16 protein-coding genes are annotated in these 18,340 nt (G+C 62.2%); 2 read left to right on the top strand and 14 right to left on the bottom strand.

What is annotated here, in order from left to right; translation table 11 throughout:
- Window positions 1–84: 84 nt before the first annotated feature.
- The gene (locus ACP15R_RS07170; protein ID WP_424985710.1) at window positions 85–1,497 is read right to left on the bottom strand and encodes a pyridoxal phosphate-dependent decarboxylase family protein; all 1,413 of its coding nucleotides are present in this window, start codon (window positions 1,495–1,497) and stop codon (window positions 85–87) included.
- A gap of 183 nt (window positions 1,498–1,680) precedes the next feature.
- Between ACP15R_RS07170 and hpaR the strand changes: the two genes are divergently transcribed.
- Window positions 1,681–2,130: a homoprotocatechuate degradation operon regulator HpaR gene (gene hpaR, locus ACP15R_RS07165; RefSeq protein WP_424985709.1), complete on the top strand. Its 450-nt coding sequence runs from the start codon at window positions 1,681–1,683 to the stop codon at window positions 2,128–2,130.
- A gap of 24 nt (window positions 2,131–2,154) precedes the next feature.
- On the opposite strand, the gene ACP15R_RS07160 is transcribed toward hpaR, so the two are convergent.
- The 9 genes from ACP15R_RS07160 to ACP15R_RS07120 form a co-directional block, all read right to left on the bottom strand.
- Window positions 2,155–3,567, bottom strand: coding sequence for a hypothetical protein (locus ACP15R_RS07160; protein ID WP_424985708.1), 1,413 nt, complete (start codon window positions 3,565–3,567; stop codon window positions 2,155–2,157).
- A gap of 23 nt (window positions 3,568–3,590) precedes the next feature.
- Window positions 3,591–4,190: a polysaccharide biosynthesis/export family protein gene (locus ACP15R_RS07155; protein WP_424985707.1), complete on the bottom strand. Its 600-nt coding sequence runs from the start codon at window positions 4,188–4,190 to the stop codon at window positions 3,591–3,593.
- Between the two features lie 217 nt (window positions 4,191–4,407).
- Window positions 4,408–5,508 (bottom strand): flagellar basal body P-ring protein FlgI, encoded by a 1,101-nt coding sequence (locus tag ACP15R_RS07150; protein WP_424985706.1) that lies wholly within the window; start codon window positions 5,506–5,508, stop codon window positions 4,408–4,410.
- Window positions 5,505–6,512 (bottom strand): flagellin, encoded by a 1,008-nt coding sequence (locus tag ACP15R_RS07145; RefSeq protein ID WP_424985705.1) that lies wholly within the window; start codon window positions 6,510–6,512, stop codon window positions 5,505–5,507. Before ACP15R_RS07145 ends, ACP15R_RS07150 begins: the two co-directional genes overlap by 4 nt.
- A 3-nt stretch (window positions 6,513–6,515) precedes the next feature.
- Window positions 6,516–7,955: a flagellar hook-associated protein FlgK gene (gene flgK, locus ACP15R_RS07140; protein ID WP_424985704.1), complete on the bottom strand. Its 1,440-nt coding sequence runs from the start codon at window positions 7,953–7,955 to the stop codon at window positions 6,516–6,518.
- Between the two features lie 47 nt (window positions 7,956–8,002).
- Window positions 8,003–9,304 carry a flagellar hook protein FlgE gene (locus tag ACP15R_RS07135; protein ID WP_424985703.1) on the bottom strand — a complete coding sequence of 434 codons (1,302 nt, stop codon included), beginning with the start codon at window positions 9,302–9,304 and terminating at the stop codon, window positions 8,003–8,005.
- 91 nt (window positions 9,305–9,395) lie between these two features.
- Window positions 9,396–10,241 carry an OmpA/MotB family protein gene (locus ACP15R_RS07130; protein ID WP_424985702.1) on the bottom strand — a complete coding sequence of 282 codons (846 nt, stop codon included), beginning with the start codon at window positions 10,239–10,241 and terminating at the stop codon, window positions 9,396–9,398.
- Window positions 10,242–10,344: 103 nt separating this feature from the next.
- On the bottom strand, window positions 10,345–13,470 hold the full coding sequence (locus ACP15R_RS07125; protein WP_424985701.1) for an efflux RND transporter permease subunit: 3,126 nt from the start codon (window positions 13,468–13,470) through the stop codon (window positions 10,345–10,347).
- A 6-nt stretch (window positions 13,471–13,476) separates the two neighbouring features.
- A complete protein-coding gene (locus tag ACP15R_RS07120) occupies window positions 13,477–14,616 on the bottom strand; it encodes an efflux RND transporter periplasmic adaptor subunit (protein WP_424985700.1) in 1,140 nt (379 codons plus the stop codon).
- Window positions 14,617–15,429: 813 nt separating this feature from the next.
- Here ACP15R_RS07120 and ACP15R_RS07115 point away from each other — a divergent pair.
- Window positions 15,430–15,564 (top strand): hypothetical protein, encoded by a 135-nt coding sequence (locus ACP15R_RS07115; protein WP_424985699.1) that lies wholly within the window; start codon window positions 15,430–15,432, stop codon window positions 15,562–15,564.
- A 256-nt stretch (window positions 15,565–15,820) separates the two neighbouring features.
- Here the strand turns inward: ACP15R_RS07115 and ACP15R_RS07110 are convergent, their stop codons facing one another.
- The 4 genes from ACP15R_RS07110 to ACP15R_RS07095 all read right to left on the bottom strand — a co-directional run bounded on the left by ACP15R_RS07110 (window position 15,821) and on the right by ACP15R_RS07095 (window position 18,287).
- Complete coding sequence (locus ACP15R_RS07110; RefSeq protein ID WP_424985698.1) at window positions 15,821–16,612, bottom strand: DUF1217 domain-containing protein; 792 nt, start codon at window positions 16,610–16,612, stop codon at window positions 15,821–15,823.
- Window positions 16,609–17,013 (bottom strand): flagellar biosynthesis repressor FlbT, encoded by a 405-nt coding sequence (gene flbT, locus ACP15R_RS07105; protein ID WP_424985697.1) that lies wholly within the window; start codon window positions 17,011–17,013, stop codon window positions 16,609–16,611. The genes ACP15R_RS07110 and flbT overlap by 4 nt, the downstream gene beginning before the upstream one ends.
- A 4-nt stretch (window positions 17,014–17,017) precedes the next feature.
- On the bottom strand, window positions 17,018–17,386 hold the full coding sequence (gene flaF / locus ACP15R_RS07100) for a flagellar biosynthesis regulator FlaF (protein ID WP_424985696.1): 369 nt from the start codon (window positions 17,384–17,386) through the stop codon (window positions 17,018–17,020).
- 76 nt (window positions 17,387–17,462) lie between these two features.
- A complete protein-coding gene (locus tag ACP15R_RS07095) occupies window positions 17,463–18,287 on the bottom strand; it encodes a flagellin (protein ID WP_424985695.1) in 825 nt (274 codons plus the stop codon).
- Window positions 18,288–18,340 lie beyond the last annotated feature (53 nt).

Here is an 18,340-nt window from a genome sequence, read left to right as displayed (position 1 = left end):
AAGTGATCGGTGGTGACCCGAACGGGCCGGCTGTGGGGGCGGTGCCTGTCGATTGGTGCCTGTCAATTGGTGGCTGCCGCGCTGTCACGCCAGTTCTGCCGCGATTTCGGTGATCACGTCATAGGCCATCATGACATCGGTTTCGGTTGTCTCGAACTGACCGGCCTGGAAACGTATCACCAGCTTGCCGTCAACCCGGGTTTGCGTCAGGTAGATGCGCCCGTCATCATTGATCGCGTTCACAAGGCGCAGGTTCAGGTCGTCAGGATCGGCAACCCCCTGCGGCGCATAGCGAAAGGTGAAAAGCGACCACATCCGGGTGGTGGTGATCTCGAACCCCGCCGTGGCCGCGAGCCGGTCATGCAGCGCCGCGGACCAGCGCACATGGTTGCGCAGCCGCGCGCGCAGCCCCTCCAAGCCATAGCTTCGCAACAGAAACCAGATCTTGAGCGCGCGAAAACGGCGGCCCAGCGGCACCGACCATTCGGAATAGTTGATGATCCCGTCATGGCCGTGGGTTTTGAGGTATTCGGGCTGAATCGCCAGCGTCCGGACCAGGTCTTCGGGGGCGCGCAGAAAATGCGCGGAACAGTCGAATTGCACCCCGAGCCATTTATGCGGGTTGAACACGATGCTGTCCGCGCGCTCGATACCGGGCCAATAGTGCCGGAATTCGGGACAGATCATGGCCGACCCGGCCCATGCGGCATCCACATGCGTATAGAGCCCGTGCGATGCCGCGACGTCCAGACAGGCCGCCACCGGGTCGGTTGCGCCGGTTCCGGTGCCGCCGACACAGAGGATCACGCCGGCCGGTGTCAGCCCCGCCGCCCTGTCCGCGCGGATGGCGGCATCCAGGGCCTCGGGGTCCATGCCGCGCCAATCGCCCTTGATCGGAATCCGCACCAGGTTGTCCTGCCCGATCCCCGTCACCCAGATGGCGCGATCGACCGAGGTATGCACCTCGGCCGAGCAATAGACCCTGAGCGGCGTTTGCCCCGCCAGCCCCGCGCTGTTGCCGGTCCAGTTCAGCGCGCGTTCGCGCATCGTCAGCACCGCGGCCAGTGTGGCCGAGCTCGCGCTGTCCTGAATGACCCCGGCGAATCCTTCGGGCAGGTCGAGCGACTGGCGCAACCAGTCCATCATCCGGGTTTCCATTTCGGTCGCCGCCGGAGAGGTCTGCCACAACATGCATTGCGGAGCGATGGCGCTGACCAGGAATTCCGCCAGCACCGAAGGGGCGGCGGCATTGGAGTTGAAATAGGCAAAAAAGCGCGGATGCTGCCAATGGGTGATGCCGGGCATCACCACCTCTTCAAAGTCACGAAACACCGTTTCCATGTCTTCCGGCGCATCGGGCGGGGCGGTCGGCAGGGCGTTCAGAATATCGCCCGGCCTGGTCTGCGCCCGAACCGGGCGGTCGCCCACCGTGAGGTGATAGTCTTGCGCCCAGTCCGATACCCGACGGCCCCAGGCTCCGAAATCATCCCAGTTCATGAGGCACCCACCCGTGGTTTGAATTGTCCGAAAGGCACCCGCAGGGCATCGGCGTGTGGCGATGGTCCGGGCGCGCAAATCCCTTATTTGCTTAACATATCAAGTCAGTGGCGGGGTGTGTCAAGTTGCCTGACCCGGTATTCTTGGATTGCGCTTGCCGTCGTTGAAAGGCAAAACATTCAGATGACATCACAGCACCCAAAGACTTCGCGTTCCCTTCCCATTGCCCTGCTGCGCGCCCGTGAACGGGTGATGGGCCCGATACGTGACATGCTGTCCGGGGTCGGGTTGACCGAGCAGCAATGGCGCGTTCTGCGGGTTCTGGAAGAAGACGGGCCGATGGAGCCGACCCGGATCGCCGAACTGGCCTGCCTGCTGCTGCCCAGCCTGACGCGGATTTTGCAGAAACTCGACGACAAGGGGCTGATCACGCGCCGGCCGGATCGCGATGACAAGCGCAAGCAGATCATCCAGATATCCAAGTCGGGCGAAACGCTGATCGCGACGCATCTGCCTGCGAGCCTTGCGGTTCTCGAACAGACCAAGGCGCAGATCGGTGCCGAGCGGTATGAAGCGCTGCTTGACCTGCTGAACGCGGTGGAAGCCGCCGGGTCGACCGGCGATCCCGACTGATCGCCCGCTCAGCCAAAGCCGGCGTCAGAAATCGAAGTTGCGTCCGATCCCGAAAAACACCGCCGTGGCGTCGGCCTCTCCGATCGTTTCATCCTGAAGTGTCCGAAAGGCCACCCCGGTGTTGAAGCTCCAGTCTTCGTTCAGCTCGCGGTTATAGGCGACCACCAGCGCGCCACGCTCGGTCGCTTCCTCGCCCGCGGCGGCCTCGGTATGGGACAGAGAGAGGTCGAGCGACAGGTTTGAAACCTGGTTGATCTCGTGGCTGTAGCCAGCCACCAGGAGGTTTGTCAGGCGGTCTTCATCGCTGCTGTCCGTGAACACGTCACGGTTCAGAAACAGCCTGAAACTGCTGGACGGCATGTTGTAGACCCAGGTGAGCCCGCCGACGATCTGCGGATCGGCACTGTCGATCTGTGTCACGCCGATATTGCCCGACAGGCTGCCCCGCGGCAGGTCCACCGAGCGCGTCATCAGCAGCGTCCCGCGCTGACCGTCCTGGTTCTGGTAGACATCAAAGCCGAGATTGAATGTCCCGTTGGGCATCTCGGTGTCATAATCGATACCGCCGCTCGGACCTTCGACCCGCTCGGTCGAGCGCACACCGGTGAGCGGATCGGTCAGGGTGCTGTCAACGGTCGAATAGCCGGCGCTGAAGGTCAGTGTGGCGATGTCTGACAGCTCGCGGATGAACCCGGCCTGAACCGTGCGGGTCTCGCGATCGGTATCCGCTATGTCGGCGCTGGAATATCGCAGATAGGACATGTCCAGGGTTGCGGTGGTCACGGGATTGAGCCGGAACAGCGTCGTCAGCCCCAGGCTGGTATTGTCGAAATCGGCGAGGTCGGTATCGGTCGCATCGATATAGTTGGTGCCGCTGGTTCGGGCCCGCAGACGCAAGCCAAAGGGATCGTTCAGCCCGGTTTCAAGGGTCGCACCGACATTGTGGCTGCGCCGCTCGCCCGAGCCGCGAATTTCCGAAAAGTCGGCGGGCGGGGTTACCGTGCCATCGGAATCAAGAAAGGTCCAAAGCGGTTGCACCAGCGAAATATCGGTCTGCTGATAGTCGGCATCAAAGGCCAGACGCGCATTCGCCCCCTCGCGCCGATAGCGCAGCGCAATCAGGGGATCGACAAAGCCGGTCTTCATCGAATTGCCGTCAGCGACGTTGCCAAATCGCAGCCCGGCACCGATAGCGAGCGAAAACTGCTGGGTTTCGGTCTCGCTTTGAAGGCCGTAGGTCAATCGCGTGGTGGCCAGCGATGTGCTCCCCTCGCTGGGGTTTTCAAGACCAAGGTTGTCGCCCGCGACGAAATTCTGCTCGATCCTCAGCCGTTGACGAAGGCTATCGTATTCTTCCTCGTCCTGCGACACGGCCGGGGTCACGGCCATGGCTGTCAGGCCACCAATTGCGGCGCTTTGGATCAGACGCTTGCTCAACACGGCCCCCTCGCACGGGTCTCTTATTCGAACAGCCGGCGTTGCGGAACGATAATGACGTCACCTTCTCTCAGCACCGGGGTGTTCACGCTGGATTTGCCATCCATGATCGCTTTTACGTTGAATGTATAGACCTGCATCCGGCCATTTGCCCCCGGGCGCCGCAATTGCAGGCGTTTGGTGGCGCCAAAGCGGGTCACGCCGCCGCCCTGGGCCAGCGCCTGAAGGAATGTGGTGCCGCGCTCGACTTCGATTGTACCCGGAGTGGTGACTTCGCCCAGCATGTAGATGGTCAGCGTGTCGTCATCCGGTTCATCGGTCGCGACGCTCGCCAGAGACACGTATACGGTCGGGTCCGACGCGAAATTCGGCCGCAGCCGTGTCACCAGATCGTTGCGTACCTCGTCGACGCTGCGCCCACGAACCGGGACAGTCCCGACCAGCGGGACCGAAACGCGACCGTCGGGCAGAACGATGCTCTCGCCGTTGAGGCTTGAATCTTCCAGCACCTCGATGCGCAGCACGTCGCCGGCTTTGATCTTGTACGAGCTTTGCGCCAGCGCCTGAGACGCAAAAAGTGGCAGAACCACCAAAGATACGATAAGTGCGATGAACCGTTGCATGTCAGGCTTTCTCTGAAAGGTGCGTCTGCTTTGCCCCGTGTGGGATTTTTGCACGCATTGTCCGTAGATCGAGAGCCGTTTTCAAGTCCGGGCGACGTTCTGCGCAACTCAAGTACCGGTCGTGCCGATCCTGCAACAGGTCATATGCGCATCTTGCGACGGCTGCATCGTTGCAAGACGGGCCGTATCCAGGCCCGTCTCGCGGTGGCGCGGGCGGTCAGCGTACGACAAACTCCGCATGCAGCGCCCCGGCCGCCTTCAGGCTCTTGAGAATGTCGATCATGTCACGCGGCGACACTCCAAGCGCGTTCAAACCCGCCACGACCTCGGAAAGCGATGTCCCCTCGGGCACTTCGGCCAGGGCAACACCGTCGTCATCCTCGATGGCCGCGTTCGTGCGCGGAACCACCACGGTTGCGCCATCGGCAAAGGGATTGGGCTGTACAACCGCCGGGGCCTCTTCGATGCGCAGGGTCAGGTTGCCTTGCGAGACGGCTACGCGCGAAAGGCGCACGTCGCTTCCCATGACGATGGTGCCGGAGCGCTGGTCGACCACGACACGGGCCTTGAGCTGCGGCTCGACAAGTATATTCTCGATCCGCCCGATGGCATGCGCGGTCGAGGCCATGCGGGTCGCCGCGATGTCCAGTTCAACGGTGCCGGAATCCCGCATCACGGCAACGGTACGGCGAAATTCGCGGTTGATCGCGTTTTCGATGCGGCCCGCGGTGGTAAAGTCGGGCTCACGCAGGGCCAATCGCATATTGGCGAGCGAGGACAGGTCAAAATCGATCTCGCGCTCGACCCGGGCGCCGGCCGGGATGACACCGGCGGTTGGCACGCCCTGCGTGACCGAGGCCGCTTCGCCCTCGGCCACCGCGCCACCGGCGAGGATGGTGCCCTGGGCAACCGCATATATCTGCCCGTCCGCCGCGTTGAGCGGCGTCATGATCAACGTGCCCCCCAAAAGACTGTCCGAGTCGCCGATGGCGGACACCATCACGTCGATCTGCCCCCCGACCCTGGCAAATGGCGGCAGGCTGGCCGTAACGATGACCGCAGCGACGTTCTTGGGGCGAAGCTGTTCGCCGGTGACGTTGACACCAAGCCGCTCGAGGATGTTCGACATGATCTCCTCGGTAAAGGGCGAATTGCGCAGCCCGTCGCCGGTTCCATTCAACCCGACCACAAGGCCATAGCCAACAAGATCATTGCCGCGTACGCCATCGAATTCCACCAGATCCTTGAGCCGAATGGCGTTGGCGTGGGCCATCACCGGCAGCAGCAGGCACAGAAGCAGGGCACGAAACATCATCATGGCAGGAAATTCAGCAGCGAGAGATTGGCCGAGCGAACCGTCACGGTATAGAGGCTTTCGAGCTGGAACTGTGCCTCTTCCAGGCGGGTTGCGGTTTCGAACGGATCCGCTTCGAGCAGGGCGGCGCGGCTGAATTCGAGACTGGTGCGGGCCGCCAGGTTGCGTGCGGAGATTTCCTCGATACGGCCCTCGGCAAAGCCCAGATCGGCGCGGATGCCGGTCAGGGCGTCCTGATCGGCCAACATGCCATTGCCCGCCGCGCGAAACAGATCGTCCTGCACCTCGCGGTCAAACCCAAGTGTCGGATCGGCGGCCAAAGCCGTGAGCGCCATGTCACGGAGCGTGTCGCGGATGGCCGGGTCGCGCGCGGTCAGGGTCAGGGACACCTCTTCGCCGGCGCCGATCTGGATCGGGGCGAGCACGTCCTGCGAACCCTCGTACATGATGGCGTCGAAACCAGCCGGGTCCGAGAACCAGGTCTCGACCGCCGCTTCGATATCCGCAGAGGTTGTCAGCCCGCCGACCAGGGCTTGCAGCTCGGAGATCAGGGTGTCCGCCGAACCAAGCGGGGGCCGGTCGGTCGCGGTTCCGCCAAACAGGCTGCGGCCTCCCACCGAGGCGTTGAGGGCGGAGATCGCGGAGGCCAGGCTGCTCTCGGCGACTTCGGACATGTGCGTGCGCTGTTCGGTGCTGCTGATTTCATCGACGGTGATCAGGGCATCGCTGAGCGTGGCGGACAGGTCGTGAACCCGCTCGAGGCTGGTTTGCGCGGCTCCCGAGAACATCGCCGCCTCGCGCGCGGACACGTTGTAGCCGTCGAGCCGCGCGAGGTTGCGGTCGATATCCGTGAGATAGGAATAATCGCTGCCCAAGCGTCCGGAGACATCCGAAACCTGTCCCGAGGTCAGTTCCTGGGTCAGGGTCGATATTTCCTGGGTGAGCTGGGCGCTGCGTTGTCGCAGCAGGATCGAGTTTGCGAGATCACCGATAGATGTCATGTTCATATGTCAAAGCCTCAGAAGCGTTTCCATCATTTCGTCGATCGTCTGGATCATCCGCGCATTGGCGGCATAGGCCTGTTCGACGAGCATCAACTGCTGCAACTCGGCATCGGTATCGACACCCTGTGCGGCTTCGACGCGGGCCATTTCCGTCTGGTTCGCCGAGGCAAAGGTCAGAATGCTGTCGGCGCGATCGCTGTTCAGGGCGACGCGCGAGGTCAGCTCCGAGGCGATCTCCGCAGCGCTGGCGAGCCCGGTGCCGAAAACCGGGGATCCGGTTGCGCGTGCCGTTTGCAGGATGTCGGAAAAGGCCTGCAACTGGCGGGCCTCGCCGACCTCGCCGGGATCGGTTGCCCCAAGCCCGGCACGCAGCCGCCAGCTTTCGCCGCCCTCCGCCGGATCCACGAGGTCGTTCAGGGCGATCCTGTTGGCCAGCCCGGTCTCGGTGGTGGCGTCAAACGTCGCGCCCGCGTCGGTAAAGAGACCCGGAACGCCCGCGGCGACCGTGGGATCCAGCCCGGCGGTTTCGAACCGCTCGATCTGGTCACGGGCGAGAGCGTCAAGCTCACCCTGCGCGGTGACGGCGGCCTCGTCCCGGATTTCGAAATGCGCCGCCAACGTTCCGCCGGCGATGGCGCGTTGGGTGACATCGATACCGTTGACCGTGAGCCCCGACAGGCCACCGCCGGCCAGGGTCATTTCCGGAACCGTGTCGCTGGCGGCGACAAAACCGAGTTCCGCCGCCGGCCCATCGATCAGGATCGCGCCGCCATCGGTGTAGAGCGCGATCTGTCCATAATCCCGCTCAACGACGTTGATCGGGACAATCGTGTTGATTTCATCGACGAGGTTCTGGCGCTGGTCCTGCAGGGCAGAAACATCGCCGCCCGAGGACAGGGTCGAGGTGATCCGCGTGTTGAGCGTTTGTACATTCTCAAGAGTCTGGTTGAGCTTGGATACCTGCGCTCCGATGGCGGCATCCGCCTGCGTGCGCATGTTGCGCAAGCCCTCTGCCGCGTCGTTGATCGCCGTCGCGAGATCCTTGGCGGCATAGGCCACCGCATCCAGCCGCTGGGTCGAATCCGGACCGCTGGCGGCGGTGATCAGGCTGGCCTCGAACTCGGCAAGCCGCGTGTTCAGCGAACTGGTGTCGGACCCGGTGCCGATCAGGGTTTCGAACCTGCTGTAGAAATCGGACAGGACCTGGGCGTTGCCATGCTCGGCATCGGCGCTGCGGCGGTCCGAAAGAATGACCGGGTCGCTGTGGCGGTGCACACCGACGATCTTGACCCCGGGACCGGTCGCCGAGGCGGAGGCAACCTCCAGAGATCGCCTTGCGTAACCGGGCGTCATCACGTTCGCCAGGTTGTCGGAGACGATGCCCGATGCGCGGCTGGCGGCGGTGAGGCCGGACAGCGCGCTGTTCAGCGCCGTTGATAAGCTCATGACTGCGGCTCCTGTTCTTGCGCTTCAGCTGGGCGCCAACCTGGCGGTCAGCGCTTGATGTTGGTGGTTTCCTGAAGCATTTCATCGACGGTCTGGATGACCTTGGCATTCGATGAATAGGCCCGTTGGGTGCGGATCATCGATGTAAGTTCGCTGGCAACGTCGGTGGTGGATTCCTCGCGTGCAAAGGCCACGATTTCACCGGTCGGGCCGTCGCCCGCGTCCCACATGAAATACAGCCCGCTATCAGGGGAGGGCATGTAAGTCTGTTGATCGAGCGAGACCATGCCGTTCGGATTGGGCAGGTCCACCAGTGGAATCTGGAAGATGGTCCGGGATGCGCCATTGTCGAATTGGGCGCGGACGATCCCATTCGAATCCACTTCAACGCCGGTCATATTGCCAACCGGAAAGCCGTCTTTTTCAATCGAGATGGGCGCGAATGTGTCAGACAGTTGCGATAGCCCACCTTCCAGCCCGGGCCCGCCGATGGTAATTTCGATCGGGCCGCCATCGACGTTCACGATCAGGCTTCCGGTGGTTGGGTCATATGCGCCGCCGGAAACCGTTGCGACCGCCGCAAGGGTGCCGCCATTGGCGCGGGAATCGTCAAAGGTCAGGACATATTCGCCGACCACCGCGCCCCCGGAGGCGGTATCCCGCAGCTCCATTGTCCATTCGTTGGAATCCCCGGTTGCGGGGACTGTCGGAGTCATCGTGATCGATAGGCTTTCGGAGGTTCCGGTATTGTCAAAATATTCAATCGAAATGGATTGGACCGTGCCGTCCGATCCGGCGCTGGTATCGGTGGCGGGCAGGTTCAGGCTGACGTCGATGCTGGTTGTCGGTTCGCCCGTTACTTCGTTCACCAAGAGCTGCACGGGTTCCAGGCCATCGGGCGTGTCGCGCGGATAGCTGGGGATGGTGCCGTCGGGCAAGGCCGGCCAGCCGAGCAGGACCAGACCGGATTCCGTGGTCAGATAGCCTTGCTTGTCGGCGCGAAATGACCCGGTTGTGGTCAGCATCATCGTCTGATCGCCGTCGCCGGTGTTCACGTCGGCGTAGGACGCAACCGGCAGCATCCCACGACCGCGCACCGCGAGGTCGGTGGCGTTCGACGTGGAAACCAACGGACCCTGCTCGTCAATCATGCGCTGGGTCGTTGCGCGTACCCCGCCAGCGGAATAGGACCCGCCGGACGAGGAGATGACCATGGAATGGAAATCTGTTTCCACCCGCTTGTAGCCGTAGGTCGAAGAATTGGCGATGTTGTCGGAAATCGACGCCAGGCGGTTCGAATTCGCGGAGAGCCCGGCGATTCCCGCATTGAGCGAAGAGGAAATGGTCATTAGCGCGCCTTTCTGCTGCATCAATCTCTGATATGGCAACAGCTACCGCGCGGCGACTTAACATCGCGCTAACAGGTAAAATCCTTTCTACTTAAGGGGCATTGTTCCGCAGCAGGATCACTTCGATCCGATTGTTTCGATTCGCCATGCGGTTCTTGACCGCGGGTTTGCGGTCGGCGTGACCGGTGACCCGCTGAAGGCGATCGGCCTCGGTTCCCGCCGCTTGCAGCAAAGTGCGGGTGCGGTCGGCGCGCGCGGTCGACAATTCCCAGACCGGGCTGTTGGCAAGGACCACGGGATGCGCCTTGATATGGCCGTTGATCGCGATTCCGTTGGTCACGAGGCCCGAAATGCGCGAGATCATCCCGGCGATGTCGCGCAATACCTGCGTGGGCCGGTCGCTGCCCTCTTCAAAAAGCGGGGCACCATCCAGCGCGAAAATCTCGATGATCAAGCCTTCGTCGGTGACCCGGGTCACGATATGCTTGCGCGCCTCGTCGGTGAGCATGCTTTCGCCACCACGCCCCTTGAGCGCGTCGTCAATGGTCTTGAACTGGTCATGATCGAGCGCGTCGCTGCCGATTTCCGCGACACCGACCGTGCCTTGCGACTGTCTTGCGCTGTCCGGATAGTGATTGATCGCGCCGGTGCCGTCTTGCGGCAATTCCTGCTCGGAGAACATGTTGGTCCCGCCAAATGCACCATCCCCCCCCCCGGACACCCGGTTGATCGGAATCGTTGGTGCAAAGTAGTCGGCCAACCCCTTGCGTTGTTTTTCCGTCGTTGCGTTCAACAGCCACATCAACATGAAAAAGGCCATCATCGCCGTCACGAAGTCCGCATATGCGACCTTCCAGGCGCCACCATGGTGGCCGCCCCCGGCGATAACCTTTTTCCGTTTGATGATGACTGGCGCGGCATTTGTCTGCGCAGCCATATCCACCACCTTTTCTCACCCGATACCGGGATAGCAGGTGGCGGGTTAAGGGTGTGCTAACAGTTAAACTTGTCCGGGAATTGCGGTGCGGCGGCCCCGATTCTCAGGGTTTTGCCGCCGATTCTCCCAGGCCCTTGGCGAATTCCCGCAGGCTCTGCATGATGACATAGAGCACCGGGACAAGGATGACGCCGATCACCGTTGCCGCGAGCATGCCGCCAAACACCGCGTACCCGATCGCTTTCTGGCTGGCGGCCCCGGCCCCCGACGCGGTCATCAGCGGCACCACCCCGAGCAGGAAAGACAGCGCCGTCATCATCACCGCGCGGAACCTCTGGCTGGCGGCTTCGAGGGCGGCTTCGGTCGTGCTCAGGCCGGCGGCCCGCCGCTCCATTGCGAACTCGACGATCAGGATGGCGTTTTTCGAGGCCAGCCCGATCAGCATGATCATCCCGATCTGGGTATAGAGGTTCACGTCGCTGCCCACCGTGGCCACCGCCGCAAGCGCCCCGAACAGCGCCACCGTCACCGACAGCAGGATGCCGACCGGCATGGTCCAGCTTTCGTATTGCGCCACCAGGAACAGATAGCCGAACACGACGGCCATCGCGAGGATGACCACCACCATGCCGGCCGACGATAGCTGCTGTTGCGCGGTCCCGGTCCATTCATAGGAGAACCCGGGTGGCAGGGCGGTCGCGGCCTCTTCCTGGAGCACGCGGATGGCGTCTCCGGTGGACAGACCCGGAGCCTCGACCGCCGTGACCGTCGCGGCGCGGAACATGTTATAGCGGTTGAGCAGGATCGGCCCCAGCACGTTTTCAACATCGATCAGGGTGCCCAGCGGGACCATCTCGCCGGTGGTCGAGCGGGCATAGAGCGCCTTGATGTCATCGACCTTGTCACGATAGCTGCCCTCGGCCTGGATCATCACCTGGTAGACCCGCCCGAAGAGATTGAAATCGTTCACATAATAGGACCCCATATAGGCCTGCAGGGTCTGAAATACCTCGCTGACGGGCACGTTGAGGGTCTTGGCCTTTTCCCGGTCCAGATCCACATAAACCTTGGGGACGTTGGCGCGGAAAGTGGTATAGGCCTGCGCGATTTCGGGCCGCTGGTTGGCCGCATAGACGAGCGATCCGAGGGCGGCGGACAGGTCCTGCGCGGTGCCACCGCCGGTCTGCTGGACCTTCATTTCGACGCCCGCGCTCATCCCGAGGCCGGAAATCGGCGGCGGGTTGAAGGCGATGACGCTGGCGCTGGCTTCCTGGTTGGCAAGCGCCAGGATCGCTTGCAGGATGCTGCTTGCGCTCAGTTGCGGTTCGGCGCGGACGTCCCAGGGATCGAGATTGACGATGATCATCGCCCCGTTCGACCCGGACCCACCCAACAGGCTGAACCCGTTGACCAGAACCGTGTTCGCGACACCGGGCACCTGGGCGATCTGCGCGTTCACCCGCGCGGTCACCGTTTCGGTGCGTTGCAGCGCCGCCGCGTCCGGCAATTGCACATCGACAAAGAGATAGCCGTTATCCTCGGATGGAATGAAACCGGCGGGCAGGGATTTCATCAGGCCGCTGGCCCCAATGACCAGGGCGGCGAGAATGGCCAGCCCGATCAGCGGCATGCGCACCAGCCGCCGAACGACCCCGACATATCCGCCGCGCGCCACGTCGATCCCCTGTTCAAAGTGCTTCAGCAGCCCGGTGGGCGGCCCGGAGCGAGGCTTGAGGACAAGCGCGCATAGCGCCGGGGACAGGGTCAGGGCATTGACCGACGAAATGACAACCGCCGTCGCGATCGTGATTGCGAATTGCGAATACAGCCGGCCCGTGATGCCGGGCATAAAGGTGACGGGCACAAACACGGCCAGCAGGACCAGTGTCGTGGCGATGACCGGACCGGTGATCTGCCCCATCGCCTTGCGCGTGGCCTCCGGCGGGCTGAGTCCTTCTTCCGCGATCAGGCGCTCGACATTCTCGACAACGACGATGGCGTCATCAACCACGATGCCAATCGCCAGCACCAGCGCAAACAGCGAGATCGTATTGAGCGACATGCCAAAGAGCAGCAGAAACGCAAAGGTCCCGATCAGCGACACCGGGATCGCCACCGCCGGAATGATCGTGGCGCGGATATTGCCCAGAAACACGAAGACAACCGACATCACGAGCACAAAGGTCAGGATCAGGGTCGATACCACATCATTCAGCGACTGTTCGACGAAATCGGTGCTGTTGAAGGGAACCTGGTACTCCACATCGTCTGGGAACCCCGCGGACAGGCGCTCAAGCTCGGCCAGCACCCGTTCGGACACGGCGAGCGCGTTGGCCCCCGGTGCCTGGTAGACGGCGAGCACCGTCGCGGCGTCGTTGTTGAATCGCCCCGAGGCATTGTAATAGCTCGCCCCCAGCTCGACCCGAGCCACGTCGCGCAGTCGCACGATGCTGCCGGCCTCTCCGGTGCGGATCACGATGTTTTCGAACTCCTGAACCGAGGTCAGGCGGCCCTTGGATTTGATCGTATACTGGAATTGCTGCCCCTCGGGCACCGGTGGCGCGCCGATCTGACCGGCGGAGACCTCGAGATTCTGTTCCCGGATCGCCTGGATCAGGTCGCCCGGCGTAATCCCGAGGCTGGCCATGTGGTCCGGGTCCATCCACATTCGCATGGCGTATTTGAAATCGGTCAGCACCTCGGCCTTGCCAACCCCCTGAACCCGCGCCAGCGCGTCCTTGAGATTGATTGACGCATAGTTCGACAGAAATACCTCGTCATAGGTGCCCCGTGGCGAAGTGAGCACGGCGACCAGCAACATGTTCGTCGATGATTTCTGGGTCACCACACCGGTTGCGGTGACTTCGGTGGGCAGGCTTGCGGTGGCTTGTGCCACGCGGTTCTGGACATTGACCGAGGCGATATCCGCATCGGTGCCCACCTCGAATGTCACCGACAGCGAATATGACCCGGAATCGGTGCTGTCCGAAGACATGTACATCATGTCATCGACCCCGTTCACCTGCTCTTCGATCGGGGCGGCAACGGTGCTCTCGACGGTTTCCGCGTCGGCCCCGGTGTAATTGGCGCTGACGCTGACAACGGGTGGCGTGATGTCGGGAAACTGTTCGACGGGCAGGGCGAAATATCCGATACTGCCCATGATGGTCAGCACCAGAGAAATGACCATGGCCATCTTAGGCCGGGTGATGAAGATCGAGGAAAACACGGTGTCTTATCCTTCCTGCTGACCGGCAAGAATGGCGTCGACCCGCACGCCGGGGCGCACCCGCTGCAGGCCTTCGACAATCACGCTTTCCCCCTCTTGCAGACCGTCGTTGACGACGATCTCGGTGCCAACCTGATCACCGGTTTCGATATAGCGCTGTTCGACCATCTGCTGTGCGTTCACCACCAGCACGAAGTCGCCGCGCTGGTCCCGTTGCAGGGCCGCTTGTGGCACCAGCAGCCGCAGCGTCGGGGCAGGCGCTTCGATCCGCACCTGCAGGAACGCCCCGTCGATGATCTGTTTGCTTGCGTTCTCGAACCGGGCAAGCATCGCGATCGTGCCCGTGGTTGGCGAGATCCGGTTGTCGACAAAGACCACCTTGCCCGGCTCCTGAAGTGTCGTGCCATTGGGCAGGGTGGCATGAACCGCGGGGCTGCCCTCGGCCGAAGTCAACTCGCCGGCGCCGATTTCAAGCTCTTGCAGCACATTCGCGAGTTGTTTCTCGCTCAGCGAAAAGCGCACATAGATCGGCGCTTCGCGTACCAGCGTGACCAGCGACGGTGTCGATGGGCTGATCAGCTCGCCTTCGCTGACCGACATGCGGCCCAACCGGCCGGAAAACGGTGCCCTGATCTCGGTATAGCCCAGTTCGAGTTCGGCCTGCCGGATGGCCGCCTGCGCCGCCTGCACTGCCGCCTCGGCCCCCAGTTCGTTGGCGCGGGCGATGTCACGCTCTGATTCCGGAGCCGAGCCGCGCGTCAGAAGTTCGGATTTGCGCCTGTATTCGATCCCGGCCAGTTCCAGGTCGGCCTCGGCCTTGGCCAGGTCGGCCTTGCGCGCGGCGAGCGTTGCGGAATAGCTGTCGGATTCGATCCGGAACAGGATGTCGTTCCTTTCGACGCGGGCCCCGTCTTCGACAAGCACCGCCTCGACGAACCCGCTGACCCGGGCGACAATGTCGACCTGGTCGATCGCCTCGCCTTCGCCGATAAACGTGGCCTCATCGATGATTTCCCTGGTGTAAGCGGCGGCAATCGACACTTTGGGGGCCGCGTTCTGCTCTTGCGCCGTTGCGGGGCGGCCCACGAGGCAGAGCGCCAAAAGACAAGTCAGAAAGCATGACCGAAAAACGGGGGCGAGGGGCATTGGCGTCGTCCTTCTGTTGCGGGCATCACCGTCGTGCGCGAATCGGTTCCCCTTCAAGACTAGTCACTTGGCGCGCTTGCGGGAACCGGCAAGGACAGCGGCGCTCGCACGTCGCCTCTATCGGGCAGCACGGCCAAGACGCAATCCGCGCAAGCCGATAGCCCTGGTCGAGGCGAAATTGACCTGTTTTCAGGTGGGGTGATCCAGGGGAAATCTCCATATGCTACATTGATGCAATTCGCTGATCGAATATCGCGAGTCGGTCAATCGGTTGGACTTCGACGGCATCGCGGTCTATCGGGATCAGGCAGGCTGCGCTGGCTCCGGGCGAATTGATGTCCCATGCGAATAGCAACGAGAACGTCGTCCTGATCCCGGCCAAGCAGACCGCAGATTCCGCAAGGGAATTGTTGAAGGGCGTTTCCAGCGTTGCGAACCAACCGGCATCCGCCCTGCGAAACGAAGGGGGCCGCCGCTGGGAACCGGGCCTCCGGTATTACGGTGCCAGCCATCCGGCGGTTGATCGCCCCGGGGCGAAGGTGACGTGCCCGGACGCGTTCAACACGATGAGCATCTGCCGTGGCTCGGGAAGAGGCCGGCCCTGTCCGAAACCGGCACGACAGAATTTCATGACCAAACCCCATCGCGCGGCGCCGCACCATTCGCTGGAGTACAGGAGGAATCAAACTGTCGGGTATCGAGAGATCGAGCACGTCGAACCCGGCGCGACCCGATCACCTGTCGAACACGATCCCGGACCGGCTAGACGGCCTGTCGCGGAAACATCGAGCAAGACCGCGGCGAGCAAGGTTGATGAAGCGGTATCACGCGCAATCGGGCGGCTGTGCCGCACGGGTTATCGGTCTGGGTTGGGCCATTAACCGTGCAGAAGCCGGAACCCCGTCTGCCATGATCGATCCCGGCGGCAAGATGGATCGTTTCTTCTGATCATCTTTTTGAGTGCAACGATTCCGCATGTTGACGCGCAAAAGGCCGAATGATTGACCCGGACCGACAGGAGCGTGATTGACATGGCGGGTGCTCCGCGGGCGCGAATGGCACGCGATTCTGCCTCCAACATTCCAGGATTGACAGCGTCGAAGCAGCCGAGGGGATTTCGTTGAATGGCGCCACGGTCGCTTGGCCATGCTGGCGCCGATGAGGCGGTCAGATGGCGACCCGCTCATGCACGCGTCCTCCGTGATCAGGACCGTAGAAGCGTCAGCGCATTGGCGGTGGCAGAGGCACCGCTGCCGATCTCGGCGATCTGGGATCTGGCAAGGAACAGTTGCGTCATGCGTTCGGCATTCTCGGTTTCAAGAAATTGCGCCACGGTGTCATCTCCGGTAATCGCGCGGGTCTTGTCGCGGAGAATTTCCTGTTGCTGATCTATGTCGATTTGCCCGAAGGCCGCAGGCAACCCCAATGCGGTTTCGAACATCGACCGCAACGGTGGCAGCCCCATCAGGGTAAACCACTTGGCGTCTTCGCTCATGTCCTCGTTTGCGAGGTTCTCGAGCTCTCGTTGCGCATAGAGCGCGATCCGCATCGTGTCGTTCTGTTCGCCGACCGAGACTTCGAAGGACTGGATTTTGTAATCGTCAACGATCTCGGCCATTTTTCGCGTGTTCGACGTGGCATTCAATTCGGCGGGGCCAAAGCCAAAGGCGGCGCTGAGGCGTTTGTAGCGATCGTCGGTCAGCTTGTTGGCCAGGGCGTCATCGCTGACCGTGCCGTCTTCGAGGATCTTCTGGATAAAGTACCGGTTGTCCACATCGTCCTGAAGCCCGAAGGCTCCGAGTGCGACGGTCAGGAGGCGACGGTCCTTCACGAGGTCTTCCGCGTTTTTGATTTCTCCGATGTTTTCGGAAAAATACGCGACGTCGCGCGAAAGTTGCGATGATTTCGAGAATGTCTCGAACTGTGGCTCGTAGGTGCGTTGCAGAAACTGCCAGCCCGCGACACCTGAGCCGACGATGACGGGCTGGAAGGTCATGACGGGCGCGCCGCCATGAGCCGGTCTTCGCGGGGCATGAGGCTGCGCAACGCTTTCAGGCACCGGTAGTAATGTTCGGCAATCAGCGCATCGGTCGCCTCACTCAGCGATGCCCGGCTATCGGCATCGGTAAAGACCTGGCTCAACTCCTCGATGCGGCGCAACAGGCCGTGGCGCGCGGTTTCGGGGTCGCTGTCACCGGTCAGAATGAGCTGCGCCGCATAGCAAACCCGCCGCACTGGCGTCGTCGCTTCTTCCGGGTGGATCGCGTCGCGCAGCCGGAGGATGTTGGCATCCGGCGTCACGATCGAGAGCCGGCTGCGCCGGTCGCCATTCTCGATGACCGCGCCGTTCACCAGCACGCGCTCCTTGGGGGCAAGTTTCAGGATTAATCCGCTCATGGTCTCATGTTCCGCCTCTCAGGCCACGCAGGATGGCCGTGTTGATCTCGAGCAGCGGTTCACTCGTTGCCTGACGGGCGAGAACCTTGCTCGTGTAATGATTGGTGAATTCGGCGAGATACAGGATCCGGGCCTTGAGCTCCGGCGGCAGTGCGTTCCCCTTGTCGGCGACATCAATGGCAAAGATCGTCCAGAGCTTGCGATTGTCGCTGAGCGCGTCGGCGAGGGCCGCGAAACCGGGGGCTCCCTTGGCTTCGGCGGTGCGAATGCGCGTCGTGATGCGGGCAATCGCTTCGTATTCGGTGCCTCTTGTTGTGCGTGTCGGGGCCGATGCGGCGGAATAGGCGCGATGCGCCTGGGACAGGGCGTTCAAATCAGGACCTCACATATCTGAGTGCTTCAGAAGGGAAGCCGGGGCGCGTGACGCCCCGGCCGGTACCATGGCCGCGTTAACGGAAGAGCGACAGGATCGACTGCGGTGCCTGGTTGGCAATCGACAGGGCCTGCACGCCCAGCTGTTGTTGCGTCTGGAGAGCTTGCAAACGGGCCGAGGCCGCTTCCATGTCGGCATCCACGAGGCTGCCGATGCCGGATTTCATCGCGTCCATAACCTTGCCCACGAACACGTTCTGGTCGGAGATGCGTTTGGCAGACGCACCAAGCGCAGCTGCGCCATCAACGGCGGTCTGGATGTGGGCTTCGAGCGCGGTGATCGATGCAACCGCGTTGGTGGAGTCGCTGACGTCGATGTCGGACAGGTCGAGGTTTGAGGTGAAGTCCACCGCCGAAACGGTGATCTCGGAAACCGTGACTGCGCCGGCGTTGTCGCGGTCGATCGAAGAGGTCACCGTCAGGTCCACACCATCGTCATTCAAGAGGTTCATCCCGTTGAATTGCGAGGCGTTGATGATCGACGTCACCTGGGCGATCGATTCGTTGATATCGGCGGTGAGCTTGGTGTAGTCGACGTTCTCACCGGTCGCCGCGACAACCTTTTCCTTCATGTCCTCAAGGACATTGGTGATCTGCTCGGCACCGGCAGATGCAACCGCCACGGTCGATTCACCCAGCGACAGCGAATCGGCCACCGCCTGGAAACCGCTTACGTCGGATTCCATCACCTTCGAGATTGCCCAGATGGCAGAGTTGTCCTTGGCCGAGGCGATATCCTTGCCGGTGGAAATCTGGTTCTGGGTCTTGGCGAGGTCGGTGTTGATGGATTTGAGGGTTTGCAGTGCAACCATAGCACTGTTGTTTGTCAGAATGCTCGACATAGCATTGTTCCTTTGGTCATTGGGCAAGTTTTACCCGGTTTCATGCCACCCGT

Source organism: Microbulbifer sp. S227A, from assembly GCF_049800935.1.
The sequence above is the reverse complement of the archived record's forward strand: the minus strand, read 5'-3'. Positions and strand labels throughout refer to the sequence as shown.

Excerpts from the sequence above, each read along its gene's own strand:
- ACP15R_RS07170 (WP_424985710.1), bottom strand. The coding sequence starts at position 1,497 with ATGAACTGGGATGATTTCGGAGCCTGGGGCCGTCGGGTATCGGACTGG.
- hpaR (WP_424985709.1), top strand. The coding sequence starts at position 1,681 with ATGACATCACAGCACCCAAAGACTTCGCGTTCCCTTCCCATTGCCCTG.
- ACP15R_RS07155 (WP_424985707.1), bottom strand. The coding sequence starts at position 4,190 with ATGCAACGGTTCATCGCACTTATCGTATCTTTGGTGGTTCTGCCACTT.
- ACP15R_RS07150 (WP_424985706.1), bottom strand. The coding sequence starts at position 5,508 with ATGATGATGTTTCGTGCCCTGCTTCTGTGCCTGCTGCTGCCGGTGATG.
- ACP15R_RS07145 (WP_424985705.1), bottom strand. The coding sequence starts at position 6,512 with ATGAACATGACATCTATCGGTGATCTCGCAAACTCGATCCTGCTGCGA.
- flgK (WP_424985704.1), bottom strand. The coding sequence starts at position 7,955 with ATGAGCTTATCAACGGCGCTGAACAGCGCGCTGTCCGGCCTCACCGCC.
- ACP15R_RS07135 (WP_424985703.1), bottom strand. The coding sequence starts at position 9,304 with ATGACCATTTCCTCTTCGCTCAATGCGGGAATCGCCGGGCTCTCCGCG.
- ACP15R_RS07130 (WP_424985702.1), bottom strand. The coding sequence starts at position 10,241 with ATGGCTGCGCAGACAAATGCCGCGCCAGTCATCATCAAACGGAAAAAG.
- ACP15R_RS07120 (WP_424985700.1), bottom strand. The coding sequence starts at position 14,616 with ATGCCCCTCGCCCCCGTTTTTCGGTCATGCTTTCTGACTTGTCTTTTG.
- ACP15R_RS07115 (WP_424985699.1), top strand. The coding sequence starts at position 15,430 with ATGAAGCGGTATCACGCGCAATCGGGCGGCTGTGCCGCACGGGTTATC.
- ACP15R_RS07110 (WP_424985698.1), bottom strand. The coding sequence starts at position 16,612 with ATGACCTTCCAGCCCGTCATCGTCGGCTCAGGTGTCGCGGGCTGGCAG.
- flbT (WP_424985697.1), bottom strand. The coding sequence starts at position 17,013 with ATGAGCGGATTAATCCTGAAACTTGCCCCCAAGGAGCGCGTGCTGGTG.
- ACP15R_RS07095 (WP_424985695.1), bottom strand. The coding sequence starts at position 18,287 with ATGTCGAGCATTCTGACAAACAACAGTGCTATGGTTGCACTGCAAACC.